We start from the raw sequence: 17366 nt of genomic DNA, 5'->3' as shown, positions 1-17366 counted from the left end.
AGCATGAATGACGACCCGTCAGGCCGCCTGGCGGCTCACCCGCGCGCCAGCTCCCCCGCCGACGGCACCTTGTCCGTGACCTCCGCGCCCGCCGACTTCCCCGCGTCCTTCACGGAGTTGATCGTGTCGTCGAAGGAGTTCACCACCGACTCCGTCGAGTCGCCCTTGCGCAGCTTGGCCGGGAGGTCCTTCAGGGCCTCGATGCCGGACGTCAGCGGGGCCACCGCCTTCGCGAGCGTCGGGCTGCCCTGCGCGTTGCGGAGGGCGGCCTTCAGGCGGTTGTACGTGAACGCCCCGGCCAGGCCCGCCTTGATCAGGGCGAACCTGCGGCCGTCGGCGCCGGACCTGAACCTGCCGTCCCGGTACGGCTTCACGATCCACTGGTACGTCGCCCCGGCGGCGAGGCCCGCGTTCGTCACGAAGCGGGTCTTCGCGAACTTCTGGCGATCGGCGGAGCTCGTGCCGCTGGGCACCGCCGCGTCCTTGTCGTCGCCGCCGCAGGCCGTCGCGCCCGCGAGGAGGGCGCAGCACAGGAGGAGGGGGACGACGGCGCGGTACAGGGAGCGGGACACGGTGGCCTCCGGGCGGGGTTCCGGGCAGGGTGCGGACGGCCCCCGGCGCCCAGCCTCACCCCGCCTCCGGAGGTCCGCCACTCCAGTGGGCCCGTACGGGTGCCCCGCGGGTTTCGGCCAGCGGCGGCCCGGTACCCGCCCCTCATGTCCCCCGCACACACCCACCGCACCAACGAAGCCGCCAAAGCCGTCGCCCTGATCGCCGACGTGCTCGCCGTCATCCTCGTCCTGTGGATCCTGATGGACCTGCTCGACGCCAACCGCGCCAACGACCTCGTCCAGGTCGTGCACGACGCCGCGCGGTGGCTCGCGGGCTGGTCGCACGACCTGTTCACGTTCGACGAGCGGTGGGCCCGGGTCATCGCCGGGTACGGGCTCGCCGCGATCGTCTATCTCGTCGCCGGGCACCTCATCGCCGGACGGCTGCGCCGGTACTAGGCGCTCCGCTGGAAGTCCTGCAGCCAACCTGCGGGTGCGTCGTGGCTGGTCGCGCCCCGCGGCGGAGCCGCATGACGTCACGCCCCGCGCCCCTTCGGGGCACGGCCCCACCGTTATGCGCAGCAGTCCGGAGCCAGGCCCGTCGGCAGGTCCTCGCCCGAGAACACACGGCACGTCGCCTCGTCCCCGCCGAGCGCCGCCACCGCGAGCAGCACCGAGCCCGCGGTCCAGGTGGTCTGCTCGACGGGCCAGACCGCCGCGTCGTCGAACACGTACCCCGTCCAGTACAGGCCCGTCCGCTCGTCGCGCAGGTGCTGGATGGACCTGAGGATCTCCACGGCACGGTCGGACTCGCCCACCGCCCAGAGGGTCAGGGCGAGTTCGGCGCTCTCGCCGCCGGTGACCCAGGGGTTGGGGACCACGCAGCGCACGCCCAGGTCGGGGACCACGAAGCGGTCCCAGCCCTCCTCGATGCGGGACTTGGCCTCGGGGCCGGACAGGGCGCCGCCGAGGACCGGGTAGTACCAGTCCATCGAGTAGCGGTCCTTGTCCAGGAAGCGCTCGGGGTGGCGGCGTATCGCGTGGGCGAGCGCGCCGGTCGCCAGCTCCCAGTCGGGCTGCGGGTCCTCGCGGTGCTCGGCGATCGCGAGGGCGCAGCGCAGCGCCTGGTGGATGGAGGAGGAGCCGGTCAGGAGCGCGTCCGTGACGGGCGCGCCGTCCGCCTCGCGCTTCCAGCCGATCTGGCCGCCGGGCTGCTGGAGGCCGAGGACGAACTCGACGGCCGCCACGACCACCGGCCACATGCGGTCGAGGAAGGCCTCGTCGCCCGTCGACAGGTAGTGGTGCCAGACGCCCACGGCCACGTACGCGCAGAAGTTGGTCTCGCGGCCGCGGTCCGTGACGGCGTCCGCGTCGCCGTCGGCGTACGCCGCGTACCAGGAGCCGTCCTGGTTCTGGTGCCGGGCCAGCCACGCGTAGGCGCGGTCCGCGGCCGCGTGCTCGCCCGCCGCGTCCAGGGCCATGGCGGCCTCCGTGTGGTCCCACGGGTCCAGGTGGTGGCCGCGGAACCACGGGATGGCGCCGTCGGCGCGCTGGACGCCGAGGATCCCGTGGACGGTCCGCGCGGCCTGATCCGCCGTCAGGACGCCGGGCAGGACCAGGTGTTCGGTGCGTTCGGGGATCGTCACGCCCCGGCCTTCGGGTCGGCGTCGGCGGAGGCGGCCGTGCGGGGCAGGTGCGGCTTGGTGGCGTACGCCACGAAGCTCTTGCCGATCAGCGGGTTGAGCGCCTGCTCGGCGACCTTCGTCGCCAGCGGCTTCTTCATGATGTCCCAGACCAGGAGCTTGTGGTACGCGCGCACGGGCAGCGCCTTGTCGTTGTCGACGCCGAACGCGCACTTCAGCCACCAGTACGGGGAGTGCAGCGCGTGCGCGTGGTGCGTGCCGTACGGCTTCAGGCCCGACTCGCGCATCTTCTCCAGGAGTTCGTCCGCCTTGTAGATGCGGATGTGACCGCCCTCGACCTCGTGGTACGCGTCACTCAGGGTCCAGCAGACCTTCTCGGGGCCGTAGCGCGGGACGGTGACGGCTATCCGGCCGCCCGGCTTGAGGACGCGGACCATCTCGGCGAGCACGCCCTTGTCGTCGGGGATGTGCTCCATCACCTCGGAGATGATCACGACGTCGAACGACTCGTCGGGGAAGGGCAGGTTGAGCGCGTCGCCCTCCATCGCCGTGGCCGTCGCGCCCGCCGGGGCCTCGCCCGCCTCCTTCATCGCCGCGAACCACTTGGCGACCTCGCGGATCTCCTCGCCGTTCTGGTCGAGCGCGACCACCTGCGCGCCGCGCCGGTAGCACTCGAAGGCGTGGCGGCCCGCGCCGCACCCGAGATCGAGGACACGGTCACCCGCGGCGAGCGGGAAGCGGGTGAAGTCGACGGTCAGCACGGGGTCCTGCTTTCGCGGTGGGGGCCAGCAACTTCGGTGGATGTCTCGGGGCCGTTCGTCTTGCGGGCCGATGTCTCGGGGACGTTCGCCTTGAGGGCCGACGTCTCGGGGACGGGAGTTTCGTTGGCCGCGGAGCGGCCGGATTCGTGGGCCGCGGAGCGGCTGGGGCTCGGGGCCGCGGAGCGGTCGGTGCTCGGGGCCGCGGAGCGGCTGGTGCTCGCCTGCGTGGTGCGCGGGGAGGGGGTCGGCGCGGAGCGCCGGGAAGCGGGGCCCGCGGAGCGGGCGATGGCCCGCCGGTACTCCGCCACGGTCCCCTTCGCGGCTTCCGCCCACGTGAAACGGCTCAGCACCCGCTCACGCCCGGCCGCGCCGAGCCGCGCCCGCAGGGCAGGGTCACCGAGCAACCGCACCAGGCCGGCGGCCAACGCCCCCGCGTCGCCGGGCGGCACCGCCAGACAGGTCTCCCCGTCGGCGCCGGCGACCTCCGGAATGGCACCGCCGGTCGTGGCCACGAGCGGCGTCCCCGTCGCCATGGCCTCCGCCGCGGGCAGTGAGAAGCCCTCGTACAGGGAAGGGACGCAGGCGATCTGCGCGGAGCGCACCAGGTCGACGAGCTCGGCGTCCGTGATGCCCTTGACGAAGTCGACGGCGCCCTCGAGGCCGTACCGCTCGATGGCCGCCGCGACCGGGCCGTCCTCGGCACGCTTGCCGACGACCACGAGGTGCGCGGAGGGATGTTCCGTACGGACCTTCGCGAGCGCCTCGATGAGGTACACCAGGCCCTTGAGCGGAACGTCGGCACTGGAGGTGGTGACGATCCGCCCCGCGACCTCGGCCACGGACGGGTCCGGCGAGAACAGGTCCGTGTCGGCGCCGATGTGGACGACCTTGATCCGGTCGGGGCGTACGCCGAGGTCGTCGACGATCTCCTGACGCGACGTGCCGGAGACGGTCACGACGGACGGCAGCCGGCGCGCGACGCGCTTCTGCATGCGCGTGAACGCGTACCAACGGCGCACGGACGCGCGGCGCTTCCAGTCCTCGGCGGCCTCGAGCTCCAGGCGGCGGTCGACCGTGATCGGGTGGTGGATGGTGGTGACCAGCGGGGCGCCGAGGTCGCCGAGCAGGCCGTAGCCGAGCGTCTGGTTGTCGTGCACGACGTCGAAGGCGCCGCGCCGGGCGCGCAGATGACGGCGGGCGCGCAGGCTGAAGGTGACCGGCTCGGGGAAGCCGCCGGTCCACATCGTGCCCACTTCGAGCGCGTCGACCCAGTCGCGGTACTCGTCGCGCTTCGGGGTGCGGAAAGGATCCGGCTGGCGGTAGAGGTCCAGGCTCGGCAGCTCGGTCAGGCTGAGGCCTTCGAGGCCCTCGCCCTCGTCGAGCACGGGGTACGGCTGCGCGCCGATGACCTCCACGCGGTGGCCGAGCCGCACGAGTTCGCGGGAGAGGTGGCGTACGTAGACGCCCTGGCCGCCGCAGAACGGGTTCCCCTTGTACGTCAGGAGCGCGATGCGCAGCGGTCGGCCCCCGTCGGCGGCCGACCTCGGCGGGAGGCCCGCCTCCCTGGCCTCAGCGGTCACTCTCGGCCCCCTTCTGCCTGCGGTTGTCCGCGAGATTACGCCGGGACGGTAATCTAGAACAAGTTTCAGACTTGATCGCTCAAGGAGCTTTGAATCTACCGGCAGGTAGGCGCGCCGGAAGGCCCGGATCAGGTGATTCGCGCCACGGCGGCCACCGTGGACACGGGCGGGACCACGAGCGCGGAACTGTGGGATCTTTGGGGCGGGCCCGGGACCTCCCGGGCCCCTGGAACGGGCCGGACGGGACGGGCCCGACAGGCTGACGGGACTGGCGGGCGACGGGACTGGCGGGGCGACGGAACTATGACAGCTGACGCGAAGACGGCCGGAGCGCGGGCGGGGAGCGTGGCCGGGGCGCGGGCGGGAAGCGCGGAGTCGGCGCCGCTCACCGAGCGCCAGGAGGCGCGCCGCCGCCGCATCCTGCACGCGAGCGCCCAGCTGGCCAGCCGCGGCGGCTTCGACGCGGTGCAGATGCGCGAGGTCGCCGAGTCGTCGAGCGTCGCGCTCGGCACGCTCTACCGCTACTTCCCCTCCAAGGTGCATCTGCTCGTCGCGACGATGCAGGACCAGCTCCAGCACATGCACACGACGCTGCGCAAGCGTCCGCCCGCCGGCGAGACCCCCGCCGAGCGGGTCGCCGAGACGCTGATGCGGGCCTTCCGCGCGCTGCAGCGCGAGCCGCACCTCGCCGACGCCATGGTCCGCGCCCTCACCTTCGCCGACCGGTCCGTGAGCCCCGAGGTGGACACGGTCTCGCGGCTCACCACGGCGATCGTCCTGGACGCCATGGGCCTGGACGGACAGCCGACGGCCGCCCAGCTCTCCGCGGTGCGCGTGATCGAGCACACCTGGCACTCGGCCCTGATCACCTGGCTGTCGGGCCGGGCCTCCATCGCCCAGGTGAAGATCGACATCGAGATGGTGTGCCGCCTGATCGACCTGACGGCACCCGAGGCGGAGTAACCGGAATCGCGGAGTAACCGGAATCAAGGAGCGGCACCTGTCGCACAGGGGGCGCACATGCCGGTGCCATACGCGCCCCCTGGACATCCCCTTGGCCAGTTCTCCCGCGTCCATGGCGCCGGGGCGCCGCTAGAACGGGTACCTGTACGGCACAGCGGGGAATTGGAGGACACGGGGCCGGGAGGGGCACAGACGTGATCCGCGTACTTCTCGTGCACGACGCCCGCCTGCTGCGGTCGGCGCTGGCGGAACGACTCGCCCGCGAGCCCGACTTGGAGGTCTTCCACACGCCGTGGGCGGCCGCGCGGCGCCGTCTGGGCGCGGTGCGGCCCGACCTGTGCGTGGCCGACCTCGACGGCGAGCACGACCGCGCGCTCGCCCCGCTCGGCGAACTGTGGGCCCCGGCCGATCCGGCCGACCCCACGGGACCGGCCGATCAGGCCAACGGCTCCGCGCCGCGCGTTCCGCTGCTCGTCCTCGCCTCCGCGCACCGGCCCGGACTGCTGCGCCGCGCCACCGACGCGGGCGCGCTCGGCTTCGTCGACAAGGCGAGCGCGCCCGAACAGCTGCTCACCGGCATCAGGCAGGTGGCGGCCGGAGCGCGGTACGTCGACGACTCGCTGGGCTTCGGATTCCTGAAGGCCGCTCAGATTCCGCTCACCCAGCGGGAGTTGAGCGTGCTGACCCTGGCCGCCGGTGGCGCGTCGGTGGCGGAGATCGCCCACCGGCTCCATCTGACGAACGGGACCGTGCGCAACTACATGGCCGCGATCACCCGGAAGACCGGCGCGCGGAACAAGGTCGACGCGATCCGGATCTCCCAGGGCGAGGGCTGGGTGTAGGACCTGGCGGGCGCCGGTCCGGTCCTCCGTACGGAGGCCTCCCCCTCAGCGGCCCCGTCCCCGCGGACCGGCGCCCACCCTCACTGCGGCTCCCGGGCTGCCTTCCGGACCCTTCCCCTCCCTCGGCATCCCGAAGGAGATTCCCATGGCTCAGCGTGACCGGACAGTCACAGCCGTCACCGGAAGGGCATGCGGAACTCATGCGTAAAGTCCCGTTCGAACACATCACGGTTCGAGCGCGCCTCAAGCGAGTCGTAAGCGAGCCTCAAGCGAGTCGGCCCGGTCCTCTCAGTCCTCCGGCGGGAACACCACTTCGCCGCTGCCGGCCAGAGCGATCGTGATCGCCTCGACGGGGCAGCCCTCCGCCGCCTCCATGACCTCGTCGGCCGCGTCGATCTCGGGCTCCGTCGCATGCGACTGGCGGGCGGCGTCGAGCGCGAAGGCGCCCGGCACCGTGCTCACACACATCCCGGAACCGATACACACGGACCGGTCGACCTCCACGCGCCAGCGATCCCCCATCAGGCCCCCGTCCCTTCGCCGTCCCCTGCGGGCTCGTACCCGGCCGGCAGGTGGATCATCTTGTGTTCGAAGTACTCACCGTACCCCTCGGGCCCGAACTCCCGCCCGATTCCGGAGTTCTTGTACCCGCCGAAGGGGCCGAGCATGTCGATGCTGAAGGTGTTCACGGAGTACGTGCCGGTCCGCACCCGGCGCGCCACGTCGACGCCGCGCTCGACGTCCCGGGTCCAGACGCTGCCGCTGAGCCCGTAATCGGAGTCGTTGGCGATCCGCACGGCCTCGTCCTCGTCGCCGTACGGCAGCAGGCAGATGACCGGGCCGAAGATCTCCTCGCGGGCGACGCGCATGGAGTTGTCGACGTCGCCGAGGAGCGTCGGCTCCACGTACCAGCCCCGGTCGAGCCCGGCGGGGCGGCCGCCGCCCGCGAGGACCTTGGCGCCCTCCTCCTGCCCGACGCGTATGTAGTCGAGCGAGCGCTGCTGCTGCCGCCTGGCCACGAGCGGCCCGACCTCGGTGGCCGGGTCCATGGGGTCGCCGACCTTCAGCGCGTTCGCGGCGGCCGCGAAGGCCTCGGCGAACTCGTCGTAGCGGGAGCGCGGCACCAGGATCCGGGTCTGCGCCACGCACGCCTGCCCGTTGATCATCCACGCGAAGGGCGCGATTCCGGCCACCGCGATCGCCGCGTCGGCGTCCGGCAGTATCACCGCCGCCGACTTTCCCCCCAACTCCAGGGTCACGCGGGTCAGCCGGCGGGAACACACCTCCATCACGCGCTTGCCCGCCGCGACGGACCCGGTGAACGACACCTTGTCGACGCCCGGGTGCCCCACCAGGTACTCGCTCACCTCCCGGTCCGCGGAGACGATCGACAGCACCCCCTCCGGCAGCCCCGCTTCGACGGCGAGCTCGGCCAGGATGTACGCGTCGAGCGGTGTCTCCGGCGAGGTCTTCAGAATCACCGGGCAGCCCGCGAGCAGCGCGGGCGCGAGCTTGGCCGCGGCGGTGAACTGCGGGACGTTCCACGGCACCACGGCCGCGACGACGCCGACGGGCTCGCGCCGGACCAGGATCCTGCCGAGCACTCCGTCGCGCGCCTCCTCGTAGCGGAAGGAGCGGGCCGTCGTGATCGCCGCGTCCCACACCATCATCGCGGCCAGGGCCTGCATCATCACGGACGCGGTGTAGGGGGTGCCGTTCTCGGAGCTGATGACGCGGGCGATCTCCTCGTGGCGCAGCGCGAAGCCGTCCTTGATCCTCGTGACGACCGCGACGCGTTCGTCGAGCGTCATGCGCGGCCAGGGCCCCTCGTCGAACGCCCTGCGCGCGGCGGCGACGGCCCGGTCCACGTCCGCGGGCGACGCGTGCGGGACCCGCGCGAAGACCTCGCCGGTGTGCGGCGACACGACGTCGATGACGTCCGCGCCTATGGGGCCTCCCCTGCTCGAGCGCAGCCGAGAGCTTGGGGAAGGATCGGTCCACTCCCCGCCGATGAACAGCTGTCCGTGTTCCACGAGCTCCGTCATGGCCGACCGCCTCCTGCGGGACAGTTTCTGACGCTGTTTCAGAACTGATACCAGTTCTAGTTATAGTGGGCAACGGCCGTGCTGCCGAGAGAGCGGGGGCCGCGCATGCGGCAGGTGACCGACCACGGCGGTGGCGTGTGGAGCGTCGCCGTCCCGATTCCGGACAACCCCCTCGGCCATACGCTCGTGCACCTCCTGGACACCGACCGCGGCCCCGTCCTGATCGACACGGGCTGGGACGACCCGGCGTCCTGGGACGCCCTGGTCGCCGGGCTCGCCGACTGCGGGGCCGAGGTCGGCGACGTACACGGCGTTCTGATCACGCATCACCACCCCGACCACCACGGCCTGTCGGCCAGGGTGCGGGAGGCATCCGGGGCCTGGATCGCGATGCACGACGCGGACGCGCACGTCGTGCGGCGCACCCGCTCCTACCCGCCCGCCCGCTGGTACGGCTACATGGCGGCGAAGCTCACCGCCGCCGGTGCCCCCGCCGCCCACGTGGCCCCGCTGCTCGCCGCCCGCGACGCGGGCGGCGTTCATGGCACCCCGCGCCTGCCGGCCCCCGCCCTGCCCGACCGCCCCATCGCGCCCGGTGAACTCCTCGACCTGCCCGGCCGCAGGCTCCGCGCGATCTGGACCCCCGGGCACACCCCCGGCCACGTCTGCCTGCACCTGGAGGAGGACCACCCCGCCCGACTCCCGGGCCACGGGCGGCTGTTCTCAGGCGACCATCTGCTGCCCGGCATCACCCCGCACATCGGGCTCTACGAAGACCCCGAAGACGCCACCGTCACCGACCCCCTCGGCGACTATCTCGACTCTCTGGAGCGGGTCGGGCGGCTCGGTGCCGCCGAGGTCCTCCCCGCCCACCAGCACGCGTTCCCGCACGCCCACGGCCGCGTACGGGAACTCCTCGCCCACCACCAACAGCGCCTGGCCGACCTGCGCGCCCTGCTCGCCGAGCCCCGCACGCCCTGGCAGCTCGCCGAGCGCATGGAGTGGAACAGGCCCTGGGCCGACATCCCCTACGGCTCGCGCACCATCGCCGTGTCCGAGGCCGAGGCCCATGTGCGCAGGCTGGTCAAGCTGGGGCACGCGGAGGCCGTGGCCGGGAGCGACCCGGTGACGTACGTGGCGGTGTGAGGTCCGGTGCGTCCGTGCCCGCGGACGTGGATCACCAGGCCTCGTCGCCCCGCACCAGCGCGTCCGCTCCCCCGTCGATGAAGACGACCTGGCCCGTGACGTGCGTGTTCTCCGGTGACGTCAGGAAGGCGATGAGCGGGGCCACCTGCTCGGGGTCGGCGTAGCCGTGCAGCGGCATCGGCACGGCGGCGTCGGCCTTCGCGCGCATCTCGGGGTCCTCCAGCATGGCGCGCGTCAGCGGGGTGCGGATGACGCCGGGCCCGATGGCGTTGAGCGCGATGCCCGCGCCCGCCCACTCGACGCCGCCGCAGACCCGGCGGATCCAGCGGGTCAGCGCGCGCTTGGCGGAGGTGTAGACGAGCCACCCCTCCCCCCGGTCGACGGCGGCCTGCGCCGCCGCGACGGCCGCGTCCTCGTCGTCGGCGAGCACCGCGGCGACGATCGCCGGGTCGGTCTCGTGCGCGGCGGCGACGGACGAGACGGCGACGGCACGCGGATCGCGGCCCGCGGCCAGCAGCGGGCGCAGGCCCGCGAGCGTCGCGATCGCCCCGAAGCCGTTCACCCGCACGGTCAGGGGCGCGAAGTCGGCGACCCCGGCGCACGCGACCACCGCGTCGAGGCGCCCTCCGCCCAGGTCCCCGGCCGCCTCGGCGAGCAGCGCCCGGCCCTCGCACGTCGCCAGGTCCGCGGTGATGTCGGTGTCCTTCAGGTCCGCGCCGATGACCCGGTGGCCGCGTGCGGCCAGGTACTGGACGGTGGCCCTGCCGATGCCGGACGCGGCGCCGGTGACGAGGTAGGTGCGGGCGGCTTGGTCGTCGTTGCGTACGGGACGTACGGGATTCGTGCCTGCCATGCGTGGGCTCCCCTCAAACAGCCGCGCCCCGAGGCCCCCGCCAAGCTACGCCCGCCCAGGCCACCGCACCAGACCGCGCCCTGGCCACGCCTCGCACGGGCGGGCGGGGTACGGGCCGGTAGAGTGTGCGGGTCGTATCACGTACGTACGAGGGGAAGCCGGTGCGAATCCGGCGCTGACCCTTCCCCGGGCTCTCGGCTTCGCCCGAGCAGGGGAGGCCCCACTCCGTGAAGCCACTTCTTGGGCACAGCCGGAACACCTCGTGCGCCGCGTGACCGGCTCGCGTCATCGGGACCGTACCGATGGCCGGCACCGTCGAGGTTCACGGAGCCGGAGCCGCCCGGTGCCCCTTCCGTGCCGTGCTGCCCGGCCCCCCGCAGGGAGAGGCACCCGCCGCATCATGAACGTACGCCGCAGCGCAGCTGCCCTGGCCGCCGCCGTCGCCCTCGGCGCGGCCGCGGCCCCGGCCGCCCAGGCCGCCGACGCGAAGCCGTCGCCCTCGGCCGCGCTCCCGTCCGGTCTGTACGGCACGGCCGACCCCAAGTTCGACGGCGTGTTCCGGCAGTCGTACGCGCTGCTCGCGCAGGACTCGGCGGGGGTCAGGCCCGCGGGGAAGGCCGTGGACTGGCTCACCGGCCAGCAGTGCACGAGCGGCGGCTTCGCGGCGTACCGCGCCGACGCGAGCGAGCCGTGCGGCTCCAAGACGCCCGTCGACAGCAACTCGACGGCCGCGGCCGTGCAGGCCCTCGCCGCGCTCGGCGGCGAGCGCGGCACCGTCGACAAGGGCGTGGCCTGGCTGAAGTCCGTGCAGAACCAGGACGGCGGCTGGGGCTACAACCCGGGCCTGCCGAGCGACGCCAACTCCACCGGCATCGTCGTCGGCGCGCTCGCCGCCGCGGGCGAGAAGCCGGCCGCCGTGAAGTCCCAGCAGGGCAAGAGCCCGTACGACGCGCTGACGAAGCTCGCCCTGGACTGCGGCGAGAACGGCGGCGCGTTCGGCCTCGCCGACGCCAAGTCCGGCACGCTCACGCCGAACGCCGACGCGACGGCGGCCGGTGTGCTCGGCGGCCTCGGCAAGGGCATGCTGGTCGACCCGCCCAAGAAGACCGGATCCGCGCCGAAGTGCGCCCCGGCGGACTCCGCCGGGCAGGCCGCGGCCAACGGCACCGGCTACCTCCTGAAGCAGCTCGCCGAGTCCGGGCACCTGACCTCGTCCATGCCGGGCTCCGAGGACAAGCCCGACGTCGGCAACACGGCCGACGCGGTTGTCGCGCTCGCCGCCGCGGGCCAGTCGAAGCAGGCGAAGAAGTCCGCCGTGTGGCTGAGCGAGAACTCCGCCGCCTGGGCCAAGCAGAGCGGCCCCGCCGCCTACTCCCAGCTGATCCTCGCCGCCCACGCCGCGGGCCTCGACCCGCGCGACTTCGGCGGCACGGACCTCGTCAAGCAGCTCAACGCGACCGGCCCGGCCCCGCAGGCGACCGAGGCCGCGAAGGACGAGAAGAAGAAGGACGACGACGACGGCGGCGTCAGCGTCTGGTGGATCGTCGGCGTCGGCCTGGTGGCGGGCGTGGGCATCGGCTTCCTGCTGAGCGGCCGCAACAAGAAGACCCAGCTGTGACAGGTCTGGCCCCTGGGCCCGCCGCCGGTGCGCCGGGGCACCGCCGCGCGGTGGCCGCCGACGGCGGTGCCGTCGTCCTCCCACCCACCCGCCCGGCGCCCCCTGCCGAGGCGGGCGCGGGCGTGGGTGCGGCCAGGAGCGGGCGGACGCACCACCTTCCGGGCATGCTCCTCGCCGCCCTCGTCGCCGTCCTCACCGTCCTCATCGCCGCCCCCGCCCACGCCGCCGACTACCGCTACTGGTCGTTCTGGCAGCAGGGCAAGGACGGCGCGTGGGTGTACGCCACGCAGGGGCCCTCGATCGCGCGGCCCGACGACGGGGACGTGGTGGGCTTCCGGTTCGCCGTGTCCGCGGACTCCAAGAGCGCCAAGAAGCCGCGCGGCGCCGCCGACTTCGACGCGATCTGCGCGGACACCCCCGCCAAGGACGGGAAGAAGCGCGTCGCGGTCGTCGTCGACTTCGGCACGAAGGGCGACGCGCCGGGCGGTGCGACGCCGCCGAAGCCGCGTACCGCCTGCGCCCGCGTCGACGACGGCGGCTCCAGTGCCGACGCGCTCGCCGCCGTCGCCGAGCCGCTGCGCTACGACAACAACGCGCTGCTGTGCGCCATCTCCGACTACCCGAAGAAGGGGTGCGGCGAGCAGATCGCCGCGGGCGACAAGGGCGACGGGGACGACGGCGGCGACGGCGGGCCGTCCGTCGGCCTGATCGCCGGTGTCGCCGCTGTCGCCGTGCTCGGCGCCGCCGGGGTCTGGCAGGCCCGACGCCGCCGCGCATGAGGCGGACGGGCACCATGACCGGCCGTACCCCGGGCGCCCCGCGCGGCCGCCTCGCCCCCGAGGCGCACCGCTCCAACGCGCTGCACCCGGGCGCCTGGTGGCTGTGGGCGCTCGGCCTCGCCACGGCCGCGTCCCGCACCACCAACCCCCTCCTGATCGGGCTGCTCATCGGCGTCGCCGGCTATGTGGTCGCGGCCCGGCGCACCTCGGCGCCGTGGGCCCGCTCGTACGGGGCGTTCGTGAAGATCGCCCTGGTCGTCATCGGCATCCGGCTCGTGTTCGCGGTGGCGCTCGGCTCGCCGATCCCCGGGACGCACGTCATCGTGACGCTGCCGGAGGTGCCGCTGCCCGAGTGGGCGCAGGGCGTGCGGATCGGCGGCCGAGTCACCGCGGAGGGCGTGCTGTTCGCGCTGTACGACGGGGTGCGCCTTGCCGGTCTGCTGATCTGCGTCGGCGCCGCGAACGCCCTCGCGAGCCCGACGCGGCTCCTCAAGTCCCTTCCTGGCGCGCTGTACGAAGCCGGGGTCGCCGTCGTCGTGGCGATGACGTTCGCGCCGAACCTGATCGGCGACGTGCAGCGGCTGCGGGCGGCGCGGCGCCTGCGCGGGCGCCCCGACAAGGGGGTGCGGGGGCTGCTCCAGGTGGGGCTTCCCGTCCTGGAGGGCGCCCTGGAGCGCTCCGTCGCGCTGGCCGCGGCGATGGACGCGCGCGGCTTCGGCCGCAGTGCCGCCGTGCCCGCGCGGGTGCGCAGGACGACGGCGGTCCTGACGCTCGGCGGGCTCATGGGGGTGTGCGCGGGCACGTACGGCCTGCTCACCGCGGACGGCATGACGTACGGCCTGCCCGTGCTCGCCGTGGGCCTCGCCGCCGCGCTCGGCGGGCTGTGGCTCGGCGGGCGCCGCTCGGTGCGCACCCGCTACCGGCCCGACGCGTGGGGCGCCCGCGCCTGGCTCGTCTCCGGGTCCGGCGCCGCCGTCGCGGCCCTGACGATCGCGGCGAACTCGTACGACCCGACGGCCCTGCACCCCGGAGTCGTCCCCCTGATCGCGCCGACGCTGCCGCTGTGGCCCGCCGCGGCGGCCCTGATCGGCCTCCTCCCGGCGTTCGTCGCGCCGGTGCCCCCGCCCGCCGAAGCCCCCGTGCGCGGCCCCGCCCGCGCCCGCGACGCACGCACCTCCAAGGAGCGGACCTCATGACCATGATCCGGTTCGAGGACGTCTCCGTACGGTACGAGGGCACCGCGGGCCCCACCGTGCGGGGCGTCGACCTGGCCGTGCCCGAGGGCGAGCTGGTGCTGCTCGTCGGCCCGTCCGGGGTCGGCAAGTCGACGCTGCTCGGCACCGTCAGCGGGCTCGTGCCGCACTTCACGGGCGGCACCCTGCACGGCCGCGTGACCGTCGCGGGCCGCGACACCCGCACCCACAAGCCCCGCGAGCTCGCCGACGTCGTCGGCACCGTCGGCCAGGACCCGCTCGCGCACTTCGTGACGGACACCGTCGAGGACGAGCTGGCGTACGGCATGGAGTCCCTGGGCCTCGCGCCCGACGTGATGCGCCGCCGCGTCGAGGAGACCCTCGACCTCCTCGGCCTCGCGGACCTGCGCGACCGCCCCATCGCCACCCTCTCCGGCGGCCAGCAGCAGCGCGTGGCCATCGGCTCCGTCCTCACCCCGCACCCCCGCGTCCTGGTCCTCGACGAGCCGACCAGCGCCCTTGACCCCGCGGCGGCCGAGGAGGTCCTCGCCGTGCTCCAGCGCCTGGTCCACGACCTGGGCACGACGGTCCTGATGGCCGAGCACCGCCTGGAGCGGGTCGTGCAGTACGCGGACCAGGTGCTGCTCCTGCCGGGTCCGGGCGAGGCGCCGGTGCTCGGTGACCCGGCCGAGGTGATGGCGGTGTCGCCGGTGTGCCCGCCGGTGGTGGCCCTGGGCAGGCTCGCGGGACTGACGCCGCTGCCGCTGACCGTGCGGGACGCTCGCCGCAAGGCCGCGGGGCTGCGTGAGCGGCTCGCCGACGTGACACCACCGGAGTGGGGCGGGGCGGCAGCCCCCGCCCCCGCACCCGCGCGGGCGCCCCTGTGGCGACGTATGACCAAGAAGGGACGGGAGGAGACAGGCCCCGCCCACGAGGCCGCCCGGGTCGAGCGTCTCGCCGTCCGCCGCGGTCACGTCGAGGCGCTGCGGCGCGTCGACCTCACCGTGTCGCCCGGCGAGACCATCGCCCTCATGGGCCGCAACGGCGCGGGCAAGTCCACGCTCCTGTCCGCCCTCGTCGGCCTGCTCCCGCCCACCGCGGGAACGGTCCGGGTCGGCGGCGCGACCCCGCACCGCACGACGCCGCGCGAGCTCATCCGGCGCGTCGGCCTCGTACCGCAGGAGCCGCGCGACCTGCTGTACGCGGACACGGTGGCCGCCGAGTGCGCGGCCGCCGACCGCGACGCGGACGCGGCGGCGGGCACCTGCGCGGCCCTGGTCGCGGACCTGCTGCCCGGCATCGCGGACGACACGCACCCCCGTGACCTGTCCGAGGGCCAGCGCCTGGCGCTCGCCCTGGCGATCGTCCTCACGGCGCGGCCGCCGCTGCTCCTCCTCGACGAGCCGACCCGCGGCCTCGACTACGCGGCCAAGGCCCGTCTCGTCACGATCCTGCGCGGCCTGGCCGCCGAAGGGCACGCCATCGTGCTCGCCACGCACGACGTGGAACTGGCGGCGGAGCTGGCCCACCGGGTGGTGATCCTCGCGGAGGGCGAGGTGGTCGCGGACGGCCCGACGGCGGACGTCGTCGTGTCGTCCCCGTCCTTCGCACCCCAGGTCACGAAGGTCCTGGCGCCGCAGAAGTGGCTGACGGTGACGCAGGTACGGGATGCCCTGGAGGACGACCGGTGAGCCAGAGCGCCCCGCAGGGGACCCGGCAGACGCGCCCCATCCGCCTGGGACGCCGGTCCGTCGCCGCGCTCGCGCTGGTCAGCGCCGTAGGCGTGGTCGCGTTCGGCTGGCCCCTGTTCGCGGGGGCCGACTCCGGTCTGAGCGCGCACGCGCAAGACGCCCCATGGCTGTTCGCCGCGCTGCTCCCCCTGCTGCTCGGGGTGGTCGTGGCGACGATCTCGGACTCCGGGGCCGACGCGAAGGCGATCGCGATGCTCGGGGTGCTCGCCGCGGCCGGGGCGGCGCTCCGGCCGCTGAGCGCGGGCACGGCGGGCATCGAGCCGATGTTCTTCCTGATGGTCCTGAGCGGCCGGGTGCTCGGCCCCGGCTTCGGTTTCGTCCTGGGGGCGGTGTCGATGTTCGCGTCCGCGCTGCTCACGGGCGGTGTGGGGCCGTGGATGCCGTTCCAGATGCTGGCGATGGGGTGGGTGTGCATGGGCGCGGGCCTGCTGCCGGGCGCGGACATCGTCCGCGGCCGCCGCGAGCTGGCCCTGCTCGGCGGGTACGGGGCGGTCTCGTCCGTGCTCTACGGCACCGTGATGAACCTCCAGGGCTGGCCCTACGTCGCGGGCCTGGCCACCGGCGTCTCCTTCGTGCCGGGCGACGCGGTCGGCGACAACCTGGGCCGCTTCATCGCGTACTGCCTGGCCACGTCCCTCGGCTGGGACCTGCCGCGGGCGGTGCTCACGGTGGTCCTGAGCCTGGCGCTCGGCCCGTCCGTCCTGAAGGCGCTGCGCCGGGCCACGCGGCGGGCCGCGTTCGAGGCGCCCGTCACATTCCGGGCGCCGGAACGGTGAGCAATCTTGCGCGTTCCGTGATGTGAGGGGTGGGTTCGTGGTGAGGCGCCCCACAGGACTTTGGTCCTCTACGATCCCGGGTCGTAGCCGCGATCCCATGTCACGTACACGCCAATCACCGCGCTGACCTGCGGATTGAGAGCCAGATCACAGACGGGACCTCCGGGCAGGGTGCGAGTGCCACTAGTAAGAGGGGTCATTGCGGCGGCGTAACAGCCCTGCTTCTCTGGATGAGTCGCACGGCGCCGACGTGCCCTCACGGGCCGCGGCGCCGAGGCATTTCCCCGCTGGTCCGCGTGACCACGGCGTGCCGCGACCGCCCTGTTCCCCACCGGAAGGTCCTCTGTGTCCGTCTCGCTCCTCCGTCGCATCGCCACCCCGAAGAAGGCCCTCACCGGTGGCGTCGTCGCCGCTGCCACCGCCGGCATGGTCTTCGCCGCCGCGCCCGCCCAGGCCGCCCCGGCCGGTGGCGACGCCAAGGCCGTGGCTCAGCGGATGATCACGGACGCCGCGCAGTTCCAGTGCTTCGACCGCATCGTCTCCCACGAGAGTGGCTGGGACATCACGGCGACCAACGCCTCTTCCGGCGCGTACGGCCTGGTCCAGGCCCTGCCCGGCTCCAAGATGGCCTCCGCCGGCGCCGACTGGAAGACCAACCCCGAGACGCAGATCGAGTGGGGCCACAAGTACATGAACGAGCGCTACGGCAGCCCGTGCGGTGCGTGGAGCCACTGGCAGTCCAACGGTTGGTATTAATCCCCCACCCACCCGCCCTTCCCTGCAGCCCCAGCCCGAGCCCCTGCGCTCGGCTGGGGCTGCGCCCCTTTCCCCCCTTGTTGGCTGCAGCCCCAGCCCGAGCCCCTGC

At 73.9% G+C, this 17366-nt stretch carries 17 protein-coding genes; 10 read left to right on the top strand and 7 right to left on the bottom strand.

The features are described from left to right. Positions 1 to 35 precede the first annotated feature (35 nt). Positions 36 to 572, bottom strand: coding sequence for a hypothetical protein (locus tag ACFWZ5_RS30060; RefSeq protein ID WP_384796473.1), 537 nt, complete (start codon positions 570 to 572; stop codon positions 36 to 38). Positions 573 to 716: 144 nt separating this feature from the next. Here ACFWZ5_RS30060 and ACFWZ5_RS30055 point away from each other — a divergent pair, with 144 nt between their 5' ends. Beyond that, positions 717 to 1010, top strand: a complete 294-nt coding sequence (locus tag ACFWZ5_RS30055) for a hypothetical protein (RefSeq protein WP_384796471.1) — start codon at positions 717 to 719, stop codon at positions 1008 to 1010. Positions 1011 to 1123: 113 nt separating this feature from the next. On the opposite strand, the gene ACFWZ5_RS30050 is transcribed toward ACFWZ5_RS30055, so the two are convergent. The 3 genes from ACFWZ5_RS30050 to ACFWZ5_RS30040 are packed head-to-tail and all read right to left on the bottom strand — an operon-like array spanning position 1124 to position 4535. Beyond that, positions 1124 to 2197: a prenyltransferase gene (locus tag ACFWZ5_RS30050; protein ID WP_384796469.1), complete on the bottom strand. Its 1074-nt coding sequence runs from the start codon at positions 2195 to 2197 to the stop codon at positions 1124 to 1126. After that, positions 2194 to 2955, bottom strand: coding sequence for a class I SAM-dependent methyltransferase (locus ACFWZ5_RS30045; RefSeq protein ID WP_384796467.1), 762 nt, complete (start codon positions 2953 to 2955; stop codon positions 2194 to 2196). Before ACFWZ5_RS30045 ends, ACFWZ5_RS30050 begins: the two co-directional genes overlap by 4 nt. Next, a complete protein-coding gene (locus tag ACFWZ5_RS30040; RefSeq protein ID WP_384796465.1) occupies positions 2949 to 4535 on the bottom strand; it encodes a glycosyltransferase in 1587 nt (528 codons plus the stop codon). The genes ACFWZ5_RS30045 and ACFWZ5_RS30040 overlap by 7 nt, the downstream gene beginning before the upstream one ends. 303 nt (positions 4536 to 4838) lie before the next feature. On the opposite strand from ACFWZ5_RS30040, the gene ACFWZ5_RS30035 reads away from it, so the two are divergent. Both ACFWZ5_RS30035 and ACFWZ5_RS30030 read left to right on the top strand, forming a co-directional pair. Next, on the top strand, positions 4839 to 5498 hold the full coding sequence (locus ACFWZ5_RS30035; RefSeq protein WP_384796463.1) for a TetR family transcriptional regulator: 660 nt from the start codon (positions 4839 to 4841) through the stop codon (positions 5496 to 5498). A gap of 194 nt (positions 5499 to 5692) precedes the next feature. After that, on the top strand, positions 5693 to 6340 hold the full coding sequence (locus ACFWZ5_RS30030) for a LuxR C-terminal-related transcriptional regulator (protein WP_384796461.1): 648 nt from the start codon (positions 5693 to 5695) through the stop codon (positions 6338 to 6340). 288 nt (positions 6341 to 6628) lie between these two features. Here ACFWZ5_RS30030 and ACFWZ5_RS30025 read toward each other — a convergent pair whose 3' ends face one another. Beyond that, entirely contained in the window at positions 6629 to 6862 is a 234-nt protein-coding gene (locus ACFWZ5_RS30025) for a ferredoxin (protein WP_384796459.1), read from the bottom strand. Continuing rightward, positions 6862 to 8385, bottom strand: coding sequence for an aldehyde dehydrogenase (locus tag ACFWZ5_RS30020; protein ID WP_384796457.1), 1524 nt, complete (start codon positions 8383 to 8385; stop codon positions 6862 to 6864). Before ACFWZ5_RS30020 ends, ACFWZ5_RS30025 begins: the two co-directional genes overlap by 1 nt. Positions 8386 to 8490: 105 nt before the next feature. On the opposite strand from ACFWZ5_RS30020, the gene ACFWZ5_RS30015 reads away from it, so the two are divergent. Further along, positions 8491 to 9531, top strand: coding sequence for an MBL fold metallo-hydrolase (locus ACFWZ5_RS30015; RefSeq protein WP_384796455.1), 1041 nt, complete (start codon positions 8491 to 8493; stop codon positions 9529 to 9531). Between the two features lie 31 nt (positions 9532 to 9562). Here ACFWZ5_RS30015 and ACFWZ5_RS30010 read toward each other — a convergent pair whose 3' ends face one another. Then, on the bottom strand, positions 9563 to 10384 hold the full coding sequence (locus ACFWZ5_RS30010; protein WP_384796453.1) for an SDR family oxidoreductase: 822 nt from the start codon (positions 10382 to 10384) through the stop codon (positions 9563 to 9565). Positions 10385 to 10784: 400 nt separating this feature from the next. On the opposite strand from ACFWZ5_RS30010, the gene ACFWZ5_RS30005 reads away from it, so the two are divergent. From ACFWZ5_RS30005 to ACFWZ5_RS29980, 6 genes are all read left to right on the top strand, one after another. Further along, entirely contained in the window at positions 10785 to 12002 is a 1218-nt protein-coding gene (locus ACFWZ5_RS30005; RefSeq protein WP_384796451.1) for a prenyltransferase/squalene oxidase repeat-containing protein, read from the top strand. 164 nt (positions 12003 to 12166) lie between these two features. After that, positions 12167 to 12781, top strand: coding sequence for an SCO2322 family protein (locus ACFWZ5_RS30000; RefSeq protein ID WP_384796495.1), 615 nt, complete (start codon positions 12167 to 12169; stop codon positions 12779 to 12781). A 14-nt stretch (positions 12782 to 12795) separates the two neighbouring features. After that, entirely contained in the window at positions 12796 to 13977 is a 1182-nt protein-coding gene (locus tag ACFWZ5_RS29995) for an energy-coupling factor transporter transmembrane component T (RefSeq protein WP_384796449.1), read from the top strand. Positions 13978 to 13979: 2 nt separating this feature from the next. Then, complete coding sequence (locus tag ACFWZ5_RS29990) at positions 13980 to 15665, top strand: ABC transporter ATP-binding protein (protein ID WP_384796493.1); 1686 nt, start codon at positions 13980 to 13982, stop codon at positions 15663 to 15665. Continuing rightward, positions 15662 to 16501, top strand: a complete 840-nt coding sequence (locus ACFWZ5_RS29985) for an ECF transporter S component (RefSeq protein ID WP_384796447.1) — start codon at positions 15662 to 15664, stop codon at positions 16499 to 16501. Before ACFWZ5_RS29990 ends, ACFWZ5_RS29985 begins: the two co-directional genes overlap by 4 nt. Positions 16502 to 16846: 345 nt before the next feature. Beyond that, positions 16847 to 17257 carry a transglycosylase SLT domain-containing protein gene (locus ACFWZ5_RS29980; protein ID WP_384891571.1) on the top strand — a complete coding sequence of 137 codons (411 nt, stop codon included), beginning with the start codon at positions 16847 to 16849 and terminating at the stop codon, positions 17255 to 17257. The last annotated feature ends 109 nt before the right edge of the window (positions 17258 to 17366 follow it).

This window comes from Streptomyces sp. NPDC059003, from assembly GCF_042740445.1.
Taxonomy (GTDB): domain Bacteria; phylum Actinomycetota; class Actinomycetes; order Streptomycetales; family Streptomycetaceae; genus Streptomyces.
The sequence above is the reverse complement of the archived record's forward strand: the minus strand, read 5'-3'. Positions and strand labels throughout refer to the sequence as shown.

Coding starts and splice junctions, on each gene's coding strand:
- ACFWZ5_RS30055 (WP_384796471.1), top strand. CDS start 717: ATGTCCCCCGCACACACCCACCGCACCAACGAAGCCGCCAAAGCCGTC.
- ACFWZ5_RS30035 (WP_384796463.1), top strand. CDS start 4,839: ATGACAGCTGACGCGAAGACGGCCGGAGCGCGGGCGGGGAGCGTGGCC.
- ACFWZ5_RS30025 (WP_384796459.1), bottom strand. CDS start 6,862: ATGGGGGATCGCTGGCGCGTGGAGGTCGACCGGTCCGTGTGTATCGGT.
- ACFWZ5_RS30020 (WP_384796457.1), bottom strand. CDS start 8,385: ATGACGGAGCTCGTGGAACACGGACAGCTGTTCATCGGCGGGGAGTGG.
- ACFWZ5_RS30015 (WP_384796455.1), top strand. CDS start 8,491: ATGCGGCAGGTGACCGACCACGGCGGTGGCGTGTGGAGCGTCGCCGTC.
- ACFWZ5_RS30010 (WP_384796453.1), bottom strand. CDS start 10,384: ATGGCAGGCACGAATCCCGTACGTCCCGTACGCAACGACGACCAAGCC.
- ACFWZ5_RS30005 (WP_384796451.1), top strand. CDS start 10,785: ATGAACGTACGCCGCAGCGCAGCTGCCCTGGCCGCCGCCGTCGCCCTC.
- ACFWZ5_RS30000 (WP_384796495.1), top strand. CDS start 12,167: ATGCTCCTCGCCGCCCTCGTCGCCGTCCTCACCGTCCTCATCGCCGCC.
- ACFWZ5_RS29995 (WP_384796449.1), top strand. CDS start 12,796: ATGACCGGCCGTACCCCGGGCGCCCCGCGCGGCCGCCTCGCCCCCGAG.
- ACFWZ5_RS29990 (WP_384796493.1), top strand. CDS start 13,980: ATGATCCGGTTCGAGGACGTCTCCGTACGGTACGAGGGCACCGCGGGC.